Origin of the sequence: Mesorhizobium sp. WSM1293 (assembly GCF_000513875.1) — a bacterium.
Taxonomy (GTDB): domain Bacteria; phylum Pseudomonadota; class Alphaproteobacteria; order Rhizobiales; family Rhizobiaceae; genus Mesorhizobium; species Mesorhizobium ciceri.
Genome location: NZ_AZUV01000032.1, coordinates 1 through 21333, shown reverse-complemented (window position 1 = coordinate 21333; position 21333 = coordinate 1). Strand labels below are relative to the sequence as shown.

The following is a 21333-nucleotide window of genomic DNA, read 5'->3' as shown; positions in this document are numbered from 1 at the left end:
CCATGGCACACGCCGACACCGTGATCGACGACACGATCTTCCACCTGGAAGACGACCACGGCCATGCCGAGAGCGGCAGCAGCACCATGCTCGGCTTCTGGATCTACCTGATGAGCGACTGCCTCATCTTTGCGGTGCTGTTTGCAGTCTACGGCGTGCTCGGTGGCAACTACGCCGCCGGGCCCGCGCCGAAGGACCTGTTCGATCTTCCGCTGGTCGCGCTCAACACCACCATGCTGCTCCTGTCCTCCATCACCTACGGCTTCGCGATGCTGGAGATGGCGAAAGGGCGAGTGAGGCCGATGCAGGTGTGGCTGGTGATCACCGGCCTGTTCGGCCTCGCCTTTCTCGGCATCGAACTCTACGAATTCGCCCATTTCATCCACGAGGGGGCGACGCCGCAGCGCAGCGGCTTTCTTTCGTCGTTCTTCACGCTGGTCGGAACACATGGCCTGCACGTCACCTTCGGCCTGGTCTGGCTGGTGGTGCTGATGGTGCAGGTCTCCAGGCATGGGCTGATCGCCGCGAACCAGCGGCGCCTGATGTGCCTGAGCATGTTCTGGCACTTCCTCGACGTCATCTGGATCGGCGTCTTCACCTTCGTTTATCTGATGGGAATGTTGCGATGAGCGCCGGGCACCAAACAGACACCAGCAACCACAGCCACGCGCATCACGGCGTCAATCACGGCTCGCTGGCCGGCTATCTGACAGGCTTCGGCCTGTCCGTCGTGCTGACCGCCGTTCCCTTCTGGCTGGTCATGACCAACGCGCTCGGCAATCAGATGGCGTCGGCGATTGCCATCATGGCCTTCGCCGTCGTGCAAATCATCGTCCACATGGTGTTCTTCCTGCATATGAACACCAGGTCGGAGAGCGGCTGGACCATGATGGCGCTGATCTTCACCCTCATCCTGGTGATGATCGCGCTGACGGGCTCGCTCTGGGTCATGTACCATCTGAACGTCAACATGATGCCCGGCCATGACATGAGTCAGATACCCTGAGAGCGGGACCTGACTTTGGACGAACAGGCGCGGACGACACCGCATCCGACTACAGCCGACGGCCAAAGGGTTACGCGTTCGAGATGGACGCTATTGATGCTTTGCCTTTGCGGAGCCATCGGCATCGCAGGGTTCTCGGCGCTCGGTATCTGGCAGCTGGAGCGCCGCGTCTGGAAGCTCGACCTGATCGAGCGTGTCGACCAGCGTCTCAAGGCAGTACCCGTGGCCGCCCCGGCGCCTTCGGCCTGGCCAGCGATCAACGCCAGGGATGACGAGTATCGCCGCCTCGTCGTCACGGGCCGGTTTCTCGGTGATCGCGAGACCCTGGTCCAGGCGGTCACCGATCTCGGCGGTGGCTTCTGGGTAATGGCGCCGTTCCGAGCGGATGATGGCTTCACGATTCTGGTGAACAGGGGCTTCGTGCCGACGGACAAGCGCGATCCGGCAACCCGCCTCGCAGGCAAGCCCTCGGGCGATCACACCGGAATTCACGGCCTGTTGCGCATCAGCGAACCGAAAGGCGGCTTCCTGCGCACCAACGATCCGGCTGCCAACCGCTGGTATTCGCGCGATGTACAGGCGATCGCCGCCAAGCAAGGCGTCGGGCAGGTCGCTCCTTATTTCATCGATGCCGATGCCACGCCCAATCCGGGAGGGTGGCCGGTCGGCGGCCTGACGGTCGTTTCGTTCCACAACAACCATCTGGTCTATGCCCTGACATGGTTCGGACTGGCCTTGATGGTGCTGGGCGCGGTCGCCTGTCTGTTGCGGCAGGCTGTGAAAGACAGGCCCGGCGGGGGCTGACCGCTGGCCGAGGCAAAGCCGAAATTACACACGGAAGCGCTCATGCCGGCGCAGAGGATGGCGTGATCGCTCTGCTCGTGCCGGCTGGTCATTTCCGACGCGCATCAATGGGTTTCCCCTCAACCCTTATCCATGAGCGCGCAGGGCAGGCTTCCCAGCCGTCTCGGGCTGGAGCACCTAGCTAAAACCGCTGGCGAAACGCGACCGATTTGCGTATCACTCCGCCGCCATTGGAGCCCTATCGATGTTTGAGACCCTGCAGCCCGCCCCCGCCGACAAGATCCTCGCCCTGATCGGCCTTTATCGCGCCGACCCGCGTCCCGACAAAGTCGACCTCGGCGTCGGCGTCTACAAGGATCGCGACGGCAAGACGCCGGTTATGCGCGCCGTGCGCGAGGCGGAAAAGCGCCTGCTGCAGGCCCAGGACACCAAGACCTATCTCGGCCTTGCCGGCGATACCGGCTTCAACACGGTGATGGCCAAGCTCGCCTTCGGTCCGGGCGCCGACATGACGCGCATCCGCGCCGCACAGGCGCCTGGCGGCTCCGGCGCGCTGCGGCTGGTGGCGGAATTGCTGAAGCGGACGCGTTCGGACGCAACCATCTGGCTGTCGGACCCGACCTGGCCGAACCACATGCCGGTGATGCGCGCCGCCGGCCTGCAGATCCGTGAATACCCGTATTTCGACGCCGCGTCGGGTGCTGTTCGCTTCGACGACATGCTGGCGGCCCTGCGGACCGCAAAGAGCGGCGACGTCGTGCTGCTGCATGGCTGCTGCCACAACCCAACCGGCGCCAATCTGGATGCGGCACAGTGGGCAGCCGTTACCGATCTGGTCGTCGAGCGCGCGCTGCTGCCGTTCGTCGACATCGCTTATCAGGGCTTTGGCGATGGCCTTGAGGCCGACGCCCTCGGCTTGCGCCTGCTGGCGGCGAAAGTTCCGGAAATGGTCGTCGCGTCGAGCTGCTCGAAGAATTTCGCCGTCTACCGCGACCGCGTCGGCGCAGCAATGATCCTGGCCAAGGACGGCGCACAGGCAGATGTGGCGATGAGCCAGATGCTGTCGGCGGCGCGCGCCATGTATTCGATGCCGCCGGACCACGGGGCAGCAGCCGTACGCATCGTGCTGGAGGACGCCGCCTTGCGTGCAGACTGGGAAGCCGAGCTTGAAGAGATGCGGCTGCGCATGCTGAGACTCCGTGTCCAGTTCGCCGAAGCCCTGCGCCGGCAATCCAATTCCGACCGCTTCGATTTCGTCGCCAGCCATCGCGGCATGTTCTCCCGCCTTGGCCTCACCGAAGCGCAAGTCGAACGGCTGCGCGCCGAGCACGGCGTCTACATGGTCGGCGACAGCCGCATCAATGTCGCCGGCCTGCCCGAAGACGGCATGGACGAGCTCGCCAAGGCGATCGTTTCTGTGCTCGACTGACGTGGCTCGCCTGTGGACAAGGCACTCTCGCCGGCTGACAGCGTTGGCCGCGCGGCCGGCCGCGCGATAGCATCAGCCCTATGACGCCATCGAAAGACATTTCGCGCCTGATCGAGATCATGGCGGCGCTGCGGGCGCCGAAGACCGGCTGTCCCTGGGATATCGAACAGGATTTCTCGACCATCGCGCCCTACACGATCGAAGAGGCCTATGAGGTCGCGGATGCCATCGCGCGCGGCGACCTCGACGATCTGCGCGACGAACTCGGCGATCTGCTGCTGCAGGTCGTCTACCACGCGCAAATGGCCGAGGAGGCCGGCGAGTTTGCCTTCCCCGATGTGGTGCAAGCCATCACGACGAAAATGATCCGACGCCATCCGCATGTCTTCGGCGACGAAAAGGCCCGCAGCGCCGGCATGGCCAAGGGCATGTGGGAAAAGATCAAGGCAGAAGAGAAGGCAGAGAAACGAAGCGCCCGCCTCGCGCGCGGTCTCGATCCCGAAGACAATGGCAAGGGGTTTCTGGACAGCGTGCCGGTCGCCCTGCCCGCGCTGACCCGGGCGCTGAAACTTCAGGAGAAGGCCGCCCGCGTCGGCTTCGACTGGAGCGAGGCAGCGCCCATCCTCGACAAGATCGAGGAAGAGATCGGCGAATTGCGCGAGGCGCTGGCCAAGGGCGACACCGCCTCGATCAAGGACGAGTTCGGCGACATGCTGTTTGCCGTCGTCAATCTCGGTCGCCACCTCAAGCTCGATTCGGAAGCAGCGCTGAGCGGCACCAACGAGAAATTCCGCTCACGTTTCCATTATGTCGAGCAGGCTTTGGAGAAAGGCGGCAACACGCTGGACAAGGCTGATCTGGCCGAGATGGAAGCGCTCTGGCAGGAAGCAAAGACTGCGAAGTAGTCTCTCTTTTCGGGCAACTCCCGACGGAAAGCCGCTATACACTTTTCCTGGAACTGCTCCGGATTATCCGTTGTTTTTACGACGCAATCTGCTTTCGATCTCTTCGCGCGCGCTTTGCGTGGCCTTCAGCGAGATGGTGGCGCTGCCGTCGTCATTGTCGCTTCGCGAAACCACATCGCCATTGCGGTAAAGCCAGTCGACAAGGCCGAACTGTGCCGGCTCGATCGTCACGGTGAGGTCTTCGAGTTCGCCCGCCATGCGCGTTTCGATGATCGCCTTCAGCGCATCGATGCCCTCGCCGGTCACCGCCGACACCGCAATCGGCGGCGCCTTGTTGGCATCGGCGCCGTCTGCAAGCAGTCGGGTCCGGTTGCCTTCGTCGAGCCGGTCGATCTTGTTCCACACTTCGATCACCCGCTTGGCATCACCAGCGTCAACGCCAAGATCTGCAAGGATACGCTCGACATCCTCGGCCTGGGCGGCCGTGTCCGGATCGGAAATGTCGCGCAGATGAAGCACGAGATCGGCTTCGACCACCTCTTCCAGGGTGGCGCGGAAAGCCGCGATCAGATGTGTCGGCAGGTCCGAAATGAAGCCGACCGTGTCGGAGAGGATGATCGGCGTGCCATGTGGCAGGCGCACGCGGCGCAGCGTCGGGTCGAGCGTGGCGAACAGCATGTCCTGTGCCAGCACATCCGCCCCGGTCAGCCGGTTGAACAGCGTCGACTTCCCGGCATTGGTGTAGCCGACGATCGCCACCACCGGGAACGGCACCTTCCTGCGCTTGGCGCGGTGCAGGTCGCGCGTGCGCCGCACCGTTTCCAGCTCTTGCTTCAGCTTGATGATCTTTTCCTGCAACTGCCGCCGGTCGGATTCGATCTGTGTTTCGCCGGGGCCCCCAAGGAATCCGGCGCCGCCGCGCTGACGCTCCAAATGGGTCCAGCTACGCACGAGGCGGCCCTTCTGGTAGTTGAGATGGGCGAGCTCGACCTGCAGCGTGCCTTCCTTGGTGCGCGCGCGCTCGCCAAAGATTTCGAGGATCAGCCCGGTGCGGTCCAGCACCTTGGCGTTCAGCTCTTTCTCGAGATTGCGCTGCTGCACCGGGGTCAGCGGATGGTCGACGACGACCACTTCCGCATGTCCCTCTTTGACGATTTCCGCGAACTCGGCGACCTTGCCGCTGCCGAGCAGCGTCGCCGGGCGCGGATCGTTGACGGTCACCACCGCGGTGTGAATCAGATCAAGGTTGATGGCGCGGGCAAGGCCAACGGCCTCGTCGTGACGCGCATCAGCCGAACGCATCAGCCGCGGGCGGTTGGTCTCGTCGTCGTTGCGCTGGTGGCGGGTAAGGACGGGCACAATGACCACGGCCCGGGTCGGGCCCTTGGCCTCAGTCCCGGGGTGATGCGCTGGTTTCCCGCGAACGGTGGCGTCCGCGTCTTTCTCACGTGCCAATCAGGCGCCCTGGCTTTCCTCGCCATCGAACATCTGAACCGGCTGGCTCGGCATGATCGTGGAAATGGCGTGCTTGTAGACGAGCTGGGAGTGACCATCGCGGCGCAGCAGGACACAGAAATTGTCGAACGAAGTGACCACGCCGGTCAGCTTCACGCCGTTGATGAGGAAGATGGTGAGCGGGTTCTTGCTCTTGCGAACTGAATTCAGGAACAGGTCCTGAAGGTTTTGCGATCGTTCCGCCATTGTTCTTGTCTTTCGCCGATCCCCTTCGGTTTGCAAGCCAATGCGCCAAATTAACGGGCGCATGTCAAGCTCGCAAACACCGTCTTGTCGTCAGTAACGACAAGCAGAACGAGATATATTGATGTTCATTCCACCTGTGCGGTTATCAGGCTGGACTTTTTTCCGCAATGTCAAAAAAGGCTTGCCGCAACGAAAGTGTTATTGAGCCGGGGTGCCCATTGGCGACCGTGTCGCCATCGATGGTCACCACCGGCATGGCGATCGTCGTTGCGGAACTGATGAACGCCTCGCGTGCCGTCTTGGCCTCGGCGACGGAAAAGCCGCGCTCCTCGATCTTCAGGCCAAGCTTGGCGGCCACTTCGAACATGGTCGTGCGGGTGATGCCGCGCAGGATGCCATGCTCGGCCGGCCTGGTGACCAGAACGCCGTCCCTGGTGACGATCCAGGCGTTGGACGAGCCGCCTTCCTTGACGTTACCTTCGGTGTCGACGAACCAGGCTTCCTGCGCACCGGCTTCCTTTGCCTTCTGCTTGGCCAAGACATTGGGCAGCAGCCCGACAGTCTTGATGTCGACCCTGTCCCAGCGGTTCTCCGGCACGGTAATGACCGCGATGCCTGTCTCGGCTCGCTTTGCACCAGCGGCAGGATCGGCCTTCCTGGCGGTTACCACCAGCGAAGGCTTGGTGTCGGCGGAAGGGAAGACGAAGTCGCGGCTGGCCACGCCGCGCGTCACCTGCACGTAGACCAGGCCATTGGCGACGTGGTTGCGATTGACCACCTCACGCAGAATGAGCGGCAGCACGTGAGAGGTGACCGGCCAGGCGATCGACAATTCGGTCAGCGAACGGTTCAGCCGGGCCAGGTGGCGCGGCATGTCGACGATGAAGCCACGCGCCACTTCGCAGACCTCATAGACACCGTCGGCGAACTGATAGCCGCGATCCTCGATATGCACGGCAGCGTCGGCGTGCGTGACATAGCGCCCGTTGACATAGGCAATGCGCGGCATTGGCGACCCCTCAGAAATTCTCGGGCTTTCTTATGCGATTCCACCGCGGGCGTAACCGGCAAATGGTTGGACCACGCGCGGCTGGTCGGACGTCGCGCTTAGACGCCCAGGGACTTCAGCTTGCGATGCAGAGCGGAGCGCTCCATGCCGATGAACTCGGCGGTCTTCGAGATGTTGCCGCCGAACCGGTTGATCTGGGCGATCAGGTAATCCTTCTCGAACTGCTCACGCGCTTCGCGGAGCGGCAGCGCCATGATGTGTTGGTCGGATTGATTCGGGGTGCGCGGCATGACATCGCCGATCTCGGCCGGCAACAGATCAGCGGTGATCGGCGCATCGACGTCGTCGCCGCGCGCCAGGATCATCAGGCGCTCGACATTATTGCGCAGCTGGCGAACGTTGCCCGGCCAGTTGTGAGCCTGCAGAACGGCCAGCGCGTCGTCGCCGATGCGGCGCGGCTTGATGCCGGCCTGGCGGGCGATCTGCTTCATGAAGTTGTCGACGAGGTAGGGAATATCCTCTCGCCGCTCGGCCAGTCCCGGGACGATGACCGGAACCACCGCCAGGCGATGGTAAAGATCCTCGCGGAAACGACCGTCGGCAATCATCGCTTCGAGGTTCTGCGAGGTCGAGGAGATGATGCGGACATCGACCTTGACCCGCTTGGTTCCCCCTACCCGCTCGAACTGTTGTTCGACCAGCACGCGCAGGATCTTGTTCTGCGTCTCGCGCGGCATGTCGGCCACCTCGTCGATGTAGAGGATGCCGCGATGGGCCTCCTCGAGCGCGCCGACCTTGCGCTCGACGCCATTCGATTCGGTGCCGAACAGTTCGATCTCCATACGCTCGGGCGTGATGTTGGCGGCGCTCAGCGTCACGAAAGGCGCGCCCTTGCGCGCCGACAGCGTGTGGATGGCGCGCGCGGCCAGTTCCTTGCCCGAGCCAGACGGGCCGATGATCATCACGCGGCTGTTGGTCGGCGCGACGCGTTCGATGGTCTGACGCAACTGGCTCATCGCCGACGACATGCCGATCAGATCGAAGGTTTCGCCGCTGCGCAGCTTGAGATCGGAAACCTCGCGCCGCAATTTCGAGGTCTCGAGCGCACGTTCGGCAATAAGGATCAGCCTGTCGGCCTTGAACGGTTTTTCGATGAAGTCATAGGCGCCGCGACGGATGGCGGAGACCGCCGTTTCGATGTTGCCGTGGCCGGAAATCATCACCACCGGCAAGGTCGGATGCATCGTCTTGATCTCGTCGAGCAGCGCCAGCCCGTCGAGACGCGAGCCCTGCAGCCAGATGTCGAGGAAAATCAGCCGCGGCGCGCGATCAGCTATAGCAGCGAGCGCACTGTCGGCATCGAATGCGGTGCGGGTTTCGTGACCTTCGTCGCTCAGTATGCCCGCGACGAGTTCACGGATGTCTTCCTCGTCATCGACGATGAGAATATCAGACGCCATTACCGACCTTTTCAGTTTCTCTTTCGTTTTCCGCCCTGCTTTCGCCGCGCGGAGCCGTTGCGGCCGCAGGCGGCAGGATGATGCTGATCATCGCGCCGCGCCCATCGTGGAAGTCCGCGGGAGCATCGTGTAGTTCCAGCCTGCCACCATGGTCCTCCACGATCTTCTTGACGATAGCGAGGCCAAGTCCGGTGCCCTTCTCGCGTGTGGTCATGTAGGGCTCGAGCAGCCGTTGGCGATTCTCGCGTGGCAGGCCTTTGCCATTGTCGATGACGTCGATTCGAATCGCACCATTCTGGCGCCCGGCCTGAATCCGGATTATGCCGTGCGAACCATCCTTCTGTTCCAATCCGTCGATTGCCTCGGCAGCGTTCTTGATCACATTGCCGAAAGCCTGCGCCATCAGCCGGCTGTCGAACGTGCCCTTCAGTGGCTCGCTGCCGAAGATCCGCTCGAAAGTGATGTCGGCGCGGCTGACCTCGACCAGGAACGAGGCCTCGCGCAGCGATTCGCGCAGATCTATGGCCTTCATCTCGGGCTTCGGCATGCGCGCGAAAGCCGAGAATTCGTCGACCATGCGGCCGATATCCTCGACCTGCCGGATGATGGTGTCGGTGCACTGGTCGAAAACCTCGCGGTCCTCGGTAATCACCTTGCCATAGCGGCGCTTGATGCGTTCGGCCGAGAGCTGGATCGGCGTCAGCGGGTTCTTGATCTCGTGGGCGATACGCCGCGCCACATCCGCCCAGGCCGACGAGCGCTGCGCCTGGACCAGGTCGGTGATGTCGTCAACCGTCACGACATAGGATTTTTCCTCCGAGCCGTCATCGCCGGCCTCGATGGTGATCTGAACGTTGAAGGTCCGCTCGGCGCCGGCGCGGTAGAAGGTCACCTGCTCACGATAGACAGGCTTGCCGGACTTGCGGCCGATCTCGAAGACGCGGCCGACATGCGGCAGCACGGCGGAAAGGTTCTGCCCAAGGGCTGCGCTGGCCGAAATGGCCAGCATCGCCTCGGCCGAGCGATTGACGATGGTAACGATGCCGTAGGGATCGACGCCGATGACGCCGGCGGTAACGCCGGCAAGCACAGCTTCCGAGAAGCGGCGCCGTTCGTCGATCAGGTCCTTGGCCGACAGGATCTCGTTGCGCTGCGATTTCAGTTCGAGAAGCATTTTGTTGAACGTATCGCCAAGCGAGGCGACGTCGCCGTCCGAGGGCCTGACCGGAACCGCGACGTCGAGATTGCCGGTCGCCACTTCGTCGGCGGCGCCGATGAGCTGGCGAATGGGCCGCACCAGACGGTCGGCGACCGCAATGCCGGTCCAGATCGCGGACAGGATGATGATGAGGGTGAGCGAAAGATAGGGCAGCGCGAAGGCCACCTGCGAGGTGCGGCGGTTGTCTTCCAGCCCCCGATATTCATCGGTGTTGGACCTGACGATCTGCCGCGCCTTGATGACCTCCGGATCGACGAGGCGAATGGTATAGAGATAGAGCCCTTCGATCTCACGCAGCTTGACGATGGCGCCCATGATGTTGCGCGTTTTCGGCTCGATCAGCACCGGCTTGCCGTCGGCAGCGCTGGCCACGGCGCCTTCCGGCGGCTCAGGCATGGCAAAATCCGTGTCGGTCTTGGCGCTCATGACGAAAGAGCCGTCAGGTTTGATCAGCGCCGCATGAGCCAGCGAACGGCCCACGGCTTCCTTGTTCATCAGGTCGAGAAAGCCGGTACGATCAAGGCCGTAGAGTGTGCGTGACGCATCGAGATCATAGGCCATGGACAGTGTCGTACCCTGCAGGTTGCGGGCATTTTCCTGAACATAGGCGTCGGCGATCGACAGCGACGAATTGACGATCGTCTTGGTGCGGATCTCGAACCAGCGGTCGAGGCCGATGTCGAGCGTGATCGACGCGATGATGGCCACCATGATGGCCGGAATGGCGGCAACCAGGGCGAACATGGCGACAATGCGCACATGCAGCCGCGAAGCGGCCTTGCCATGCCGGCGCGCCATCAGGATGCGGTGCACCTCACGCCCGACCAGCGCGATAAGAATCAGGACGAAAGCCGCGTTGAGGGCAATCAACGCCAGCGTCGTCGACTCGTTCGGTGTGATCGGCGTGGCGCCAACGAGGATGGTGAACGAGATCGCCGCCGTTATCAGCGCGCCGACGACCGCGATCACGCCTGGCAGCGCAAGCAGCCGGCGCCCGTCACGAGCGCCGGGTTCGCTGAAAAGCGGTTGGTTTGTTGTCGGTGCCTGCGGGGCCATGTCGCCGTCTAGTGCCATGATTGCGTCGGATGTATGCAACGCATTGTGGCGATTATGCAACAAGTGTGACCGAGACGGAAATCTTTCGCGAGCCGATCCCCTGAAAAGAGCGCGGGCTCAGATCAAGGCTCAGCCCTGGCGCGACGATTTGTAGACGTTGACGCCGAGTTCGCGAATCTTCTTGCGCAGCGTGTTGCGGTTCAAGCCAAGCAGTTCCGCGGCCTTGATCTGGTTGCCGCGGGTTGCCGTCATCGAGGCCAGGACGAGTGGAAACTCGACCTCGGACAGGATGCGTTGATAAAGCCCGGCAGGTGGCAAATCGCCGGCAAACGAGGCGAAATAGCGTTGCAGGAAGTGCTCGACCGCCTGGCCGATCGACAAATCGTCGGGAATGAGGTTGCCGCCACCCGGCACCACGGGACGTTCGCCGGTCTTGAGCTCGGCCTCAATGACCTCGGCGGAAATCTCGTCCTGCGAATAGAGCGCGGCGAGCCTGCGAACCAGGTTTTCCAGTTCGCGCACATTGCCCGGCCACGGATAGCGCTTCATCAACTCGATGCCGCCGGAAGAAATGCGCTTGGTCTGCAGGCCTTCCATTTCGCCGAGCTTGAAGAAGTGACGGACAAGGTCGGGCACATCCTCGGAGCGCTCACGCAGCGCGGGCAGCCGGAGCGGCACCACGTTGAGGCGATAGAACAGATCCTCGCGAAAAAGCCCCTGGTTGATCAGGGTGCGCAGATCTTTGTTGGTGGCGGCGACGATGCGCACGTCGGTCTTGATCGGCGTGCGTCCGCCAACCGTCGTGTATTCGCCCTGTTGGAGCACGCGCAGCAGCCGCGTCTGCGCTTCCATCGGCATGTCGCCGATTTCATCGAGGAACAGCGTGCCGCCTTCAGCCTGCTCGAAGCGTCCGGTCGAGCGATTCTGCGCGCCGGTGAAGGCGCCCTTCTCGTGACCGAACAGTTCCGATTCGATCAGGTCGCGCGGGATCGCCGCCATGTTGATGGCGACAAACGGGCCGCCGCGGCGGCGGCCATATTCATGCAGCGCGCGCGCCACCAGTTCCTTGCCGGTGCCGGATTCGCCCGAGATCATCACCGTCAGGTCGGTCTGCATCATGCGCGCCAGCATGCGGTAGATGTCCTGCATGGCGGCCGAACGGCCGACCAGCGGCATTGCATCGGGCTGCTCTTCCGGCCGCGCATCGATCTTCGGCCGTCGCGGCTCGGAAAGCGCCCGGTTGACGATGTTGAGCAGTTCGGTCAGGTCGAACGGCTTGGGCAGATACTCATAGGCGCCGGTTTCAGACGCGCGGATCGCCGTCATGAAGGTGTTCTGGGCGCTCATGACGATGACCGGCAGTTCCGGCCTCGCCTTCTTGATGCGCGGCAGCATGTCGAAGGCGTTTTCGTCCGGCATCACCACATCGGTGATGACCAGATCGCCCTCGCCCGCCGCCACCCAGCGCCACAAAGTCGAAGCATTGGAGGTGACGCGCACCTCGTGGCCGACGCGCGAAAGCGCCTGGTTGAGGACAGTGCGGATCGCCGCATCGTCGTCGGCGACGAGAATATTGCCGCGAACGGTCATTTGCGGTCTCCTTCACCGTCTTCATCGGCGCCGTATGGCGCTTCTTTCCAGGCCGGCATCAGGATGCGGAATGTGGTCCCGCGCGGCGTCGATTCGCATTCGATGATGCCGCCATGTTCGCCGACGATTTTGGCGACCAGCGCCAGCCCCAGCCCCGAGCCGTTCGGCTTGGTGGTGATGAACGGGTCGAACAGGATCGGCAGGATATCTTCCGAGACGCCGGAACCATTGTCACGCACGCAAAATTCCAGCGGCAGCGACACGCGGTCCTGCGTGCCCGGAACGGAAACACGGATGCCTGGCCGGAAGGCGGTCGACAGCATGATCTCGCCCTGCGGGTCACTGCCGATCGCCTCGGCGGCGTTCTTGACCAGGTTGAGGAACACCTGGATCAACTGGTCGCGGTTGGCAAACACCGGAGGCAACGAAGGATCATAGTCCTCCAATATCTTGATTCTCTTGGCAAAACCGTTCTTGGCAATGGCCTTCACATGGTCGAGCACGACATGGATGTTGACGGGGTAGCGGTCGATCGGCCGCTCGTCGGAAAACACCTCCATGCGATCGACCAGCGACACGATGCGGTCGGTCTCGTCGGTGATCAGCCGCGTCAGCGCACGGTCTTCGTCGGAAGCCGACAGTTCCAGCAACTGGGCAGCGCCGCGGATGCCGGAGAGCGGGTTCTTGATCTCATGGGCAAGCATCGCCGCCAAGCCGGTGACCGAGCGCGCCGCACCGCGATGCGTCATCTGCCGGTCGATCTTGTCGGCCATCGACCGTTCCTGGAACATAACCACCACCGAGCCCGGAAATTCCGGTACCGGCGCGACATAGAGATCGACGACCTTCTCGATGCCGAGACGCGGCGACGACACGTCGACCCGATACTCGTTGACCGGTGCCAGGCGCTCGCGCACCTGGTCGACCAGCGTCAGCAGCGGGCTGCCGAAGGGAATGAGTTTTGACAGCGTGTTGCGTGCGAGCATGGTCGCGCTTGAACGAAAGAAGTCCTCCGCGTCGGCGTTGGCAAAGGTGATGAAGCCTTCCTCGCTGATCATGATCACCGGGCGGCGGATGGTGTTGAGTACGATCTGGGCGGCATCCGCCATTTCAGCGCCTTGGCCGGCGGCGGCGTTCATGCGGCACTCCGCAGGGTCAAAGGTTGCGGATCGCGCGAAAACACATCGCGCAGCAAGGCAATGACGCGCGCGGGCTCGAATGCGGTCAGTACGGCCTTTCGGCTGTCGTCGGCGACGCCGCCTGCATGCCGATCAAGATACCAGCCGAGATGCTTGCGCGCCTGGCGCAGGCCGCTTTCGGCGCCGTAGAGCGCCAGCATGTCCTCATAATGGGCCACGATGTAATCGGCGAGCGCCGTCGGGTTCTGTGGAATATTTGGCGTCGCTTCGCCTGTCGCTGCGGCCGCAATGCCACCTGCGATCCAGGGCGCGCCATAATGGGCACGGCCGATCATCACGGCGTCGGCACCCGATTGATCGAGAATGTCGGCCGCTTCCGCCGGCGAAGAGATGTCACCATTGGCGACGACCGGGATGGACACGGCTTCCTTGACGCGGGCGATGGCGCGCCAGTCGGCCTTGCCCTGATAGAACTGGCAGCGCGTTCGGCCGTGCACGGTCACCATGCTGACACCGGCCTGCTCGGCGCGGCGCGCCAGCATCGGCGCGTTGAGCGCGCCTTCGTCCCAGCCAAGCCGCATCTTGACCGTCACTGGCACCTCGACCGCGCCGACAACGGCGTCGATCAGCGACAGTGCGTGGTCGAGATCCAGCATCAATGCCGAACCAGCGTAGCCGCCAGTGACCTTCTTGGCCGGGCATCCCATGTTGATGTCGATAATGTCGGCGCCCTCGCCGGCGGCGATTCTGGCACCTTCGGCCATGTGCACCGCCTCGCGGCCTGCAAGCTGAACCATATGGACGGGCAGGCCGGAGTGGCGTATGCGCAGGTTGAAACCGGCCCTGCCCTTGGCGAGCTCGCCGCTGGCAACCATTTCGGACACGACCAGGCCCGCACCATGCGCGTGGGCACGCTGCCGGAACGGCTCGTCCGTAATGCCCGACATCGGCGCGAGGAACACGCGATTGCGGAGTTTCACGCCGCCGACGTTAAGCGGCGCGGCCAATTTGGTCAAATTAACCATGCACAAAAACCAAGCATCTTCATTCGTTGCACATTCTCTAGCCATATCGGCCGCAATGTGCAACGCGGAATGACGCCACATTAAGGCGCAATTGGGAAAATGCTGGCCTTCGGGATTGGGTGTGGCCAAAGCGCCGCGCGCCCCGTGGGACGCGCAAAGGACGCTTTGGGATTCATATTTGACGCACGATCTTTGCCGAAAACCGATTACACTTTTCGGGATCGTGCGCTAAGCCAATCTGCAATGACTGACGCAAGTGAAAATCACGTTTCGAGTGCGGATGGCAAGGTCGCGGTGGTAATCGTCGCGGCCGGCCGTGGCGCGCGCGCCGGACAGGCCAACGGACCGAAGCAATATCAACACATTGGCGGCTTTGCCGTCATTGCACACACGCTGGACATTTTTCTGGCCCACCCGCGGACCAGCGAGGTCGTCGTCGCCATTCATGCCGACGACCATGAACTGTTCCGGCAGGCGGCGGGCACCAACGCCGAGCGCGTTAGCGCCGTTATCGGCGGGGCGACCCGGCAGGAATCCGTCCGGCTCGGCCTGCTTGCCCTTAGAGACCACGCGCCGGGGCAGGTTCTGATCCACGATGCCGTGCGTCCGTTTGTCGATGCGGACCTGATAGATCGCACCATCGCCGCCATCGGCGAGCGCGAGGGCGCATTGCCCGCTTTGCCCGTCGCCGACACGCTGAAGCGCGAGTCGGCCTCCGGCGTGGTTGGCGAAACCGTTTCGCGCAGCGGTCTTCACGCGGCGCAAACGCCGCAGGGCTTTCCGTTCTGGCCCATCCTTGCCGCGCACGAGAAAGCCCATCATCTGGGAAAAATGGATTTTACCGACGATGCCGCGATCGCCGAATGGGCGCATATTCCGGTCAAGATCGTTCCGGGCTCGCCGGATAATGTCAAACTCACCTGGGCACGGGATATTGCCATGGCGGACCAGCGGCTTTCCGGCGAACGTGTGCGCTTTCCCGACATCCGGACCGGCAATGGCTACGACGTCCATGCTTTCGAGCCCGGCGACCATGTCACACTGTGTGGCGTCGCCATTGCACACGACAAGAAACTGTCCGGCCATTCCGACGCCGATGTCGGTCTGCATGCTCTGACCGATGCGTTGCTGGCGACCTGCGGCGCCGGCGACATCGGCACGCATTTTCCGCCGTCCGACCCGCAGTGGAAAGGCGCTGCGTCGCGGATCTTCGTCGAGCATGCGGCAGGGCTGGTGCGCGAGCGCGGCGGCCGCATCGCCAATGCCGATATCACGTTGATCTGCGAAGCGCCGCGCGTCGGCCCGCACCGCGAGGCGATGACGGCAGCCCTGTCGCAGATGCTGGCAATTTCCGCGGATCGCATCTCGATCAAGGCGACAACCAACGAGAAGCTCGGCTTCGTCGGGCGCGAGGAAGGCATTGCGGCGATCGCCACTGCCAGCGTGGTGTTTCCCGGCGAGGTGCCGGAATGACCAACAGCGACCTGGCAAATGCCTTGCTTAAAGCCTGCCAGAAACGCGGCATCATGCTGGCAACGGCGGAAAGCTGCACCGGCGGCATGATCATCGCGGCACTCACCGACATCGCCGGCTCGTCCGCCGTGGTCGATCGCGGCTTCATCACCTATTCCAACGAAGCCAAGATGGACATGCTCGGCGTTTCCGCCGCCACGCTCGATGCGCATGGCGCGGTTTCGCGCGAGACTGCGATCGAGATGGCGACAGGCGCGCTTACCCGTTCGCGCGCCGGGCTCACCCTGGCGGTTACCGGGATCGCCGGGCCAGGCGGCGGTTCGGCGGAAAAACCGGTCGGCCTGGTCTGGTTCGGGGTTGCGCTGGACGGCCGACCGATTGTCGCCGAGCACCAACACTTTGCAGACAAAGGCCGCGATTTCATCCGTCGCGAAACGGTCCGGCAAGCGCTGGAACTGGGCCTGCAAGCACTCGGATAGGATTATAAAACGTTGGGCGGGCGGACCCGAAAGCCGGATTTGCGGCTACGTTTTCGATTCCGGGCTGCTTTGCCCCAAGTGTGGCTCTGTCCCAGCCAGCAGCCGCTGAATGTTGGCACGATGGCGCATAACCACGTAGATGCTGCCCGCAATCACCAACAACCGATAGGCCAATGGTTGCTCCAGGCCACAGATGAGGGCGATCGCGGTCAACGCCGCTACCATCGAACTCAGGGAAACTATCCGAGACGTAGCCAGCACAGCACCAAAAGCCGCCGCAGCCCCCACACCTACCGGCCAAGACAGAGCCAGCAACACGCCAAGCCCCGTCGCAGCGGATTTGCCACCTGTAAAATTCAACCAGATCGAACGGCCATGTCCCAACAACACGGCAATTCCGGCCAGGCAAACAGCCCAAGGCACCCAAGCTTGCAGGTCAAGCGGGGTCGATGGCGTAACCAACGGCAACGTGATGAACCAGGGATAGAACCAGCGGGTAAAGACGATCGCCGCAGCACCTTTCAGCACATCCACCAGCAACACCACCAACGCAGGCCATTTTCCCAAGACCCGCAAAACGTTCGTTGCCCCGGTGGATTTGGAGCCATGCTCCCGGATATCGATGCCCTTGAGCAGCTTCCCCGCCAGATAACCCGTGGGCATGGAACCGAAGAGATAGGCGATCGCCAGTCCAACGGTGCTCGCTATCCAGAAAAGCATGCGCAAGCCTCAAGACGGTTTTGTACCGTAGATGACGTCGGCGCGCTTCTCAAAGGCTTCGGCGAACATGCGGAAGGCACGATCGAACATGGTTCCCATGACCGCGCCCAGAATGCGGCTCTTGAACTCGTAGTCGATGAAGAAGCGGACGGCGCAACCGGCGCCGTCGGGTTCGAAACGCCAGACATTGCTCAAATATTTAAACGGCCCGTCGATGTACTTCACGTCGATGGTGTTCTCGTCGGGCTTCAGCAGTACCTGCGTCGTGAAGGTTTCGCGGATCGCCTTGTAGCCGATGCTCATGTCGGCAAGGAGAACGGTACGCCCGTCACGCTCCTTGCGCGAGCGAACCGTCAGCGCTTCGCAAAGCGGCAGGAATTGCGGATAGGATTCAACATCGGCGACCAAAGCGAACATCTGCTCGGGTGTATGGGATACGCGTCGGGTAGCTTCGAATTTTGGCATGAAACCGGCTGATTAAGCTGATTTCTTGAGAATCGCTTCCCGTGCCGCACGCAGCTTGGCGAAATCGTCGCCGGCGTGATGCGATGAACGCGTCAGCGGGCTGGACGCCACCAGCAGGAAACCCTTGGTCCGGCCGATCGTCTCAAAGGATTTGAACTCCTCCGGCGTAACAAAGCGGATCACCGGGTGGTGCTTCTTCGACGGCTGCAGATACTGGCCTATGGTCATGAAGTCGACATTGGCCGAACGCAGATCGTCCATCAACTGCAGGATTTCATTCCGTTCTTCGCCCAGCCCCACCATGATGCCGGACTTGGTGAAGATCGACGGATCAAGCTCCTTGACCCGCTGCAACAGCCGGATCGAATGGAAATAGCGGGCGCCCGGACGAACCGTCAGATAGTTCGACGGAACGGTTTCGAGATTGTGGTTGAAGACGTCGGGTTTGGCCGCCACGACGATCTCCAGCGCGCCGTCTTTGCGCAGGAAGTCGGGCGTCAGGATTTCGATCGTCGTCAGCGGCGTCGCCGCCCGGATGGCGCGGATGACCTCGGCGAAATGCTGCGCACCGCCATCGGCGAGATCGTCGCGGTCGACCGAGGTGATGACGACATGGGTAAGGCCCATCTGCTTGACCGCATGCGCGACGCGGGCCGGTTCATCCGGGTCAAGAGCGGTTGGAATGCCCGTGGCGACGTTGCAGAAAGCGCAGGCGCGGGTGCAGATCTCGCCCATGATCATGAAGGTGGCGTGCTTCTTTTCCCAGCACTCGCCGATGTTGGGGCAGCCGGCCTCTTCGCAGACCGTCACCAGCTTGTGCGACTTCACGATTTCGCGCGTTTCGGCATAGCCCTTCGACGTCGGCGCCTTGACGCGTATCCAGTCGGGCTTGCGCAGGACATCCTGATCAGGCTTGTGCGCCTTTTCCGGATGCCGCAGGCGCGGTGCGTTGGCGATCGTATCGAGGACAGTGACCATCGGGAAACCTGGTTCATTGGCGAGCGCCAGTCAGGCGTTCGTTGTCATAACGTCATCTAGGACTTTTCGGCGCAAAGAAAAAGGCCGCTGCGGCGCATGCCGCAACAGCCTTTTTCGCATGGCAGCTCTTCAGGGATGTCAGCGGCGCACCAGGCGTCCCGCCCAGATCAGCAGGCAGGCACCGATAAAGCCGGTGATCAGATAGGCAATCCAGCCGACGCCGAACGGGCCAAAATTGAGAGCCTGCAGAATAGCGTTCAGTACGATCGCGCCGACGATGCCCATAACGATGTTCATGAAGATGCCGGTGTTGCTCTTCATGAACATTTCGGCGAACCAGCCTGCCAGGCCGCCGATGATGATGGCTGCTATCCAGCCGACGCCATTCAGGTGCATATGCCTTCTCCTTGTGTGATGGATGAAAGTGCATCCGCAAACGATGTACCTTGCCGCCGGGTTCCATCTGTAGCAGCGCTTTCAATCTATCACGCGTTGAGCGCGCGGCCATAGGCGTCGAGCACGCTTTCCTTCATCATCTCCGACAGCGTCGGGTGCGGGAAGATGGTGTGCATCAGCTCTTCCTCGGTCGTCTCCAGGTTCATCGCCACGACAAAGCCCTGGATCAGTTCGGTCACTTCGGCCCCGACCATGTGGGCGCCGAGCAATTGACCGGTCTTCTTGTCAAAGATGGTCTTGATGAAGCCCTGATCCTCACCGAGCGCGATCGCCTTGCCATTGGCGGCGAACTGGAAGCGCCCGACCCGGATATCCCAGCCCTCTGCCTTGGCCTTGGCTTCGGTCAGGCCAACCGAGGCGACCTGCGGATTGCAGTAGGTGCAGCCCGGAATCTTCAGCTTGTCGGTGGCATGTACGCCAGGAAAATCAGCGATCTTCTCGATGCACACGACACCCTCATGTTCGGCCTTGTGGGCGAGCATCGGCGGGCCGGCGACATCGCCAATGGCGTAGATGCCTGGCACATTGGTCTTGCCGTAACCATCGATGACGACGCAGCCGCGTTCGGTCTTCACGCCAAGCGCCTCAAGCCCGAGGCCTTCGATATTGCCCTGCACGCCGACGGCCGAGATCATCCGGTCGGCGGTGATCTTCTCGACCTTGCCGTCTTTCATCTCGACATGCGCCGTGACCGAGTTCGTGCCCTTCTCGACCTTAGTCACCTTGGCTTCGAGGATGATCTTCATGCCTTGCTTCTCGAACTGCTTTTGCGCGAACTTCGAGACTTCGGCGTCCTCGACCGGCATCACCGCCGGCAGCAATTCGACCACCGTCACCTCGGCGCCCATTGTGCGGTAGAAGGAGGCGAATTCGATGCCGATGGCGCCCGACCCCATGACGAGCAACGACTTCGGCATCTCCTTCGGCACCATGGCCTCGAAATAGGTCCAGATCAGCTTTCCGTCCGGCTCGATGCCGGGCAGCGCGCGTGGCCGGGCGCCGGTCGCCAGGATGATGTGCTTGGCGGTATAGGTGCCCTCGCCCTTGACGCCTTTCGGCACCGGCGGCTGTGGCTCCATCGGCTTCTTGGCCGTCTTGGACACGACGATCTCGCCCGCCTTCGAAAGCTTGGCCTCGCCCCAGATGACGTCGACCTTGTTCTTCTTCATCAGGAAGGCAACGCCGCCATTGAGCCGCAGCGACACCTTGCGCGAGCGGTCAACGACGGCCGATGTGTCCACGCTGACCTTGCCGTCGAGCTTCAGCCCGTAATCCTTCAGGTGATCCGAATAGTGCATGATCTCGGCCGAGCGCAGCAGCGCCTTGGTCGGGATGCAGCCCCAGTTAAGGCAAATGCCGCCGAGATGCTCGCGCTCGACGATCGCCGTCTTGAAGCCGAGCTGCGCGGAACGCACCGCGGTGACATAGCCGCCGGGACCGGAGCCGATGATGATGACGTCATAGTTCTCAGCCACGGGTTTTCTCCTTCACAATTCCAGCATGACGCGCACGACTGGTGTCAGCGCCTCGCCGATGTTTCGCGTATTTTCGGCGTCAAGATGAACACCGTCGAGAGGTGTGGTTTGCGCCACGCTGCCGGCGTCGAAGAAGCCGCAGCCGGCCTCATCGGCGAGCGCGGCATATTGCGGTGCCAAAAACTTCGAGGCGTCGTCGCCGCCGGCAAACATTTCCTTGAATTCGGCATTTTCGGTGCGACTGACGACAGGCGGCGAAACGATGAGGATCTGCGGCGCCGGCCAGTCGAACGGATAGTCGTGACCGCGCACGATGTCGATCAGCCGCTGGATACCCTGCTTGGCCGCGACGGGATTGCCGTGGATCCACGGCTTCATGTCGTTGGCGCCGAGCATGATGACAATCAGGTCGATCGGCGCATGCGTCGTCAGCACCGTTGGCAGCAGCCTGGCGCCGTTGCGATCAGCACCCGCCAGGTGGTCGTCGAAGGCGGTGGTGCGGCCATTGAGGCCTTCGGCGATAACTTCGACGCCACTGCCAAGGCCGGCCTGCAGCACGCTTGGCCAGCGGTCTTCCAGCGCATGGCGGCCACCTTCGGCATTGTAGCCCCAGGTCAGCGAGTCGCCGTAACAAAGAACCGTCTTCATGCACCCACCTGCGCGTCGATCAACCCACGCTTCACCCGCCATCCATGGGTTGTGACCGCCCGTTTCCGAGCAGCCAGTCCGGTGGCGAATCCGGAAATGATGAAAGCGAAGAGGCTGGTGAAGACTATCCGCACCGCCCTCTCGCTTCCCTAAACCAGCATGCCCATCGGGTTCTCGATCAGGCGCTTGAAGGCGACCAGCAGTTCGGCACCCAGCGCACCGTCCACGGCGCGGTGGTCGGTCGACAGCGTCACCGACATCACGGTGGCTATTCTGATCTCGCCGTTCTTGACCAC

General features: G+C 62.5%; 22 protein-coding genes. 7 read left to right on the top strand and 15 right to left on the bottom strand.

What is annotated here, in order from left to right; genetic code table 11:
* Positions 1 to 2: 2 nt before the first annotated feature.
* The 5 genes from cyoC to mazG all read left to right on the top strand — a co-directional run bounded on the left by cyoC (position 3) and on the right by mazG (position 4144).
* Positions 3 to 629: a cytochrome o ubiquinol oxidase subunit III gene (gene cyoC, locus M729_RS0127515; RefSeq protein ID WP_027163478.1), complete on the top strand. Its 627-nt coding sequence runs from the start codon at positions 3 to 5 to the stop codon at positions 627 to 629.
* Positions 626 to 1006, top strand: coding sequence for a cytochrome o ubiquinol oxidase subunit IV (gene cyoD / locus M729_RS0127510; protein WP_013531503.1), 381 nt, complete (start codon positions 626 to 628; stop codon positions 1004 to 1006). Before cyoC ends, cyoD begins: the two co-directional genes overlap by 4 nt.
* A gap of 96 nt (positions 1007 to 1102) precedes the next feature.
* Positions 1103 to 1810 carry an SURF1 family protein gene (locus M729_RS01000000135895; RefSeq protein ID WP_032809458.1) on the top strand — a complete coding sequence of 236 codons (708 nt, stop codon included), beginning with the start codon at positions 1103 to 1105 and terminating at the stop codon, positions 1808 to 1810.
* A 244-nt stretch (positions 1811 to 2054) separates the two neighbouring features.
* Positions 2055 to 3239, top strand: a complete 1185-nt coding sequence (locus M729_RS0127500) for an amino acid aminotransferase (RefSeq protein WP_024505198.1) — start codon at positions 2055 to 2057, stop codon at positions 3237 to 3239.
* 80 nt (positions 3240 to 3319) lie between these two features.
* Complete coding sequence (mazG, locus tag M729_RS0127495) at positions 3320 to 4144, top strand: nucleoside triphosphate pyrophosphohydrolase (RefSeq protein ID WP_027163477.1); 825 nt, start codon at positions 3320 to 3322, stop codon at positions 4142 to 4144.
* 63 nt (positions 4145 to 4207) lie between these two features.
* On the opposite strand, the gene hflX is transcribed toward mazG, so the two are convergent.
* The 8 genes from hflX to dusB form a co-directional block, all read right to left on the bottom strand.
* The gene (hflX, locus tag M729_RS0127490) at positions 4208 to 5599 is read right to left on the bottom strand and encodes a GTPase HflX (protein WP_027163476.1); all 1392 of its coding nucleotides are present in this window, start codon (positions 5597 to 5599) and stop codon (positions 4208 to 4210) included.
* Positions 5600 to 5845, bottom strand: coding sequence for an RNA chaperone Hfq (hfq, locus tag M729_RS0127485; protein WP_006202172.1), 246 nt, complete (start codon positions 5843 to 5845; stop codon positions 5600 to 5602).
* A gap of 145 nt (positions 5846 to 5990) precedes the next feature.
* A complete protein-coding gene (locus M729_RS0127480) occupies positions 5991 to 6854 on the bottom strand; it encodes a D-amino-acid transaminase (protein WP_027163475.1) in 864 nt (287 codons plus the stop codon).
* Positions 6855 to 6952: 98 nt separating this feature from the next.
* Positions 6953 to 8314, bottom strand: coding sequence for a sigma-54 dependent transcriptional regulator (locus M729_RS0127475; protein WP_013531496.1), 1362 nt, complete (start codon positions 8312 to 8314; stop codon positions 6953 to 6955).
* Entirely contained in the window at positions 8304 to 10589 is a 2286-nt protein-coding gene (locus tag M729_RS0127470; protein ID WP_027163474.1) for a PAS domain-containing sensor histidine kinase, read from the bottom strand. Before M729_RS0127470 ends, M729_RS0127475 begins: the two co-directional genes overlap by 11 nt.
* A gap of 129 nt (positions 10590 to 10718) precedes the next feature.
* A complete protein-coding gene (gene ntrC, locus M729_RS0127465) occupies positions 10719 to 12179 on the bottom strand; it encodes a nitrogen regulation protein NR(I) (protein ID WP_013531494.1) in 1461 nt (486 codons plus the stop codon).
* The gene (locus M729_RS0127460) at positions 12176 to 13318 is read right to left on the bottom strand and encodes a nitrogen regulation protein NR(II) (protein ID WP_027163473.1); all 1143 of its coding nucleotides are present in this window, start codon (positions 13316 to 13318) and stop codon (positions 12176 to 12178) included. The genes ntrC and M729_RS0127460 overlap by 4 nt, the downstream gene beginning before the upstream one ends.
* Complete coding sequence (gene dusB, locus M729_RS0127455; protein ID WP_027163472.1) at positions 13315 to 14343, bottom strand: tRNA dihydrouridine synthase DusB; 1029 nt, start codon at positions 14341 to 14343, stop codon at positions 13315 to 13317. Before dusB ends, M729_RS0127460 begins: the two co-directional genes overlap by 4 nt.
* 243 nt (positions 14344 to 14586) lie before the next feature.
* Here dusB and M729_RS0127450 point away from each other — a divergent pair, with 243 nt between their 5' ends.
* Both M729_RS0127450 and M729_RS0127445 read left to right on the top strand, forming a co-directional pair.
* Positions 14587 to 15816, top strand: a complete 1230-nt coding sequence (locus tag M729_RS0127450; protein ID WP_027163471.1) for a bifunctional 2-C-methyl-D-erythritol 4-phosphate cytidylyltransferase/2-C-methyl-D-erythritol 2,4-cyclodiphosphate synthase — start codon at positions 14587 to 14589, stop codon at positions 15814 to 15816.
* Positions 15813 to 16295, top strand: a complete 483-nt coding sequence (locus M729_RS0127445) for a CinA family protein (RefSeq protein WP_027163470.1) — start codon at positions 15813 to 15815, stop codon at positions 16293 to 16295. Before M729_RS0127450 ends, M729_RS0127445 begins: the two co-directional genes overlap by 4 nt.
* A gap of 45 nt (positions 16296 to 16340) precedes the next feature.
* Here the strand turns inward: M729_RS0127445 and plsY are convergent, their stop codons facing one another.
* The 7 genes from plsY to M729_RS1000000137765 form a co-directional block, all read right to left on the bottom strand.
* Positions 16341 to 17015 (bottom strand): glycerol-3-phosphate 1-O-acyltransferase PlsY, encoded by a 675-nt coding sequence (gene plsY / locus M729_RS0127440; RefSeq protein WP_027163469.1) that lies wholly within the window; start codon positions 17013 to 17015, stop codon positions 16341 to 16343.
* A gap of 9 nt (positions 17016 to 17024) precedes the next feature.
* Positions 17025 to 17480, bottom strand: coding sequence for a type II toxin-antitoxin system RatA family toxin (locus M729_RS0127435; RefSeq protein WP_013531488.1), 456 nt, complete (start codon positions 17478 to 17480; stop codon positions 17025 to 17027).
* 12 nt (positions 17481 to 17492) lie between these two features.
* Positions 17493 to 18458, bottom strand: coding sequence for a lipoyl synthase (gene lipA, locus M729_RS0127430; protein ID WP_013531487.1), 966 nt, complete (start codon positions 18456 to 18458; stop codon positions 17493 to 17495).
* A gap of 138 nt (positions 18459 to 18596) precedes the next feature.
* Positions 18597 to 18854, bottom strand: a complete 258-nt coding sequence (locus tag M729_RS0127425) for a GlsB/YeaQ/YmgE family stress response membrane protein (RefSeq protein WP_013531486.1) — start codon at positions 18852 to 18854, stop codon at positions 18597 to 18599.
* 89 nt (positions 18855 to 18943) lie between these two features.
* Positions 18944 to 20389, bottom strand: coding sequence for a dihydrolipoyl dehydrogenase (lpdA, locus tag M729_RS0127420; RefSeq protein ID WP_013531485.1), 1446 nt, complete (start codon positions 20387 to 20389; stop codon positions 18944 to 18946).
* Positions 20390 to 20401: 12 nt separating this feature from the next.
* Complete coding sequence (locus M729_RS0127415; protein ID WP_013531484.1) at positions 20402 to 21037, bottom strand: SGNH/GDSL hydrolase family protein; 636 nt, start codon at positions 21035 to 21037, stop codon at positions 20402 to 20404.
* A gap of 149 nt (positions 21038 to 21186) precedes the next feature.
* The coding region (locus tag M729_RS1000000137765) for a 2-oxo acid dehydrogenase subunit E2 (RefSeq protein WP_198032143.1) at positions 21187 to 21333 on the bottom strand (147 nt) is incomplete at its 5' end.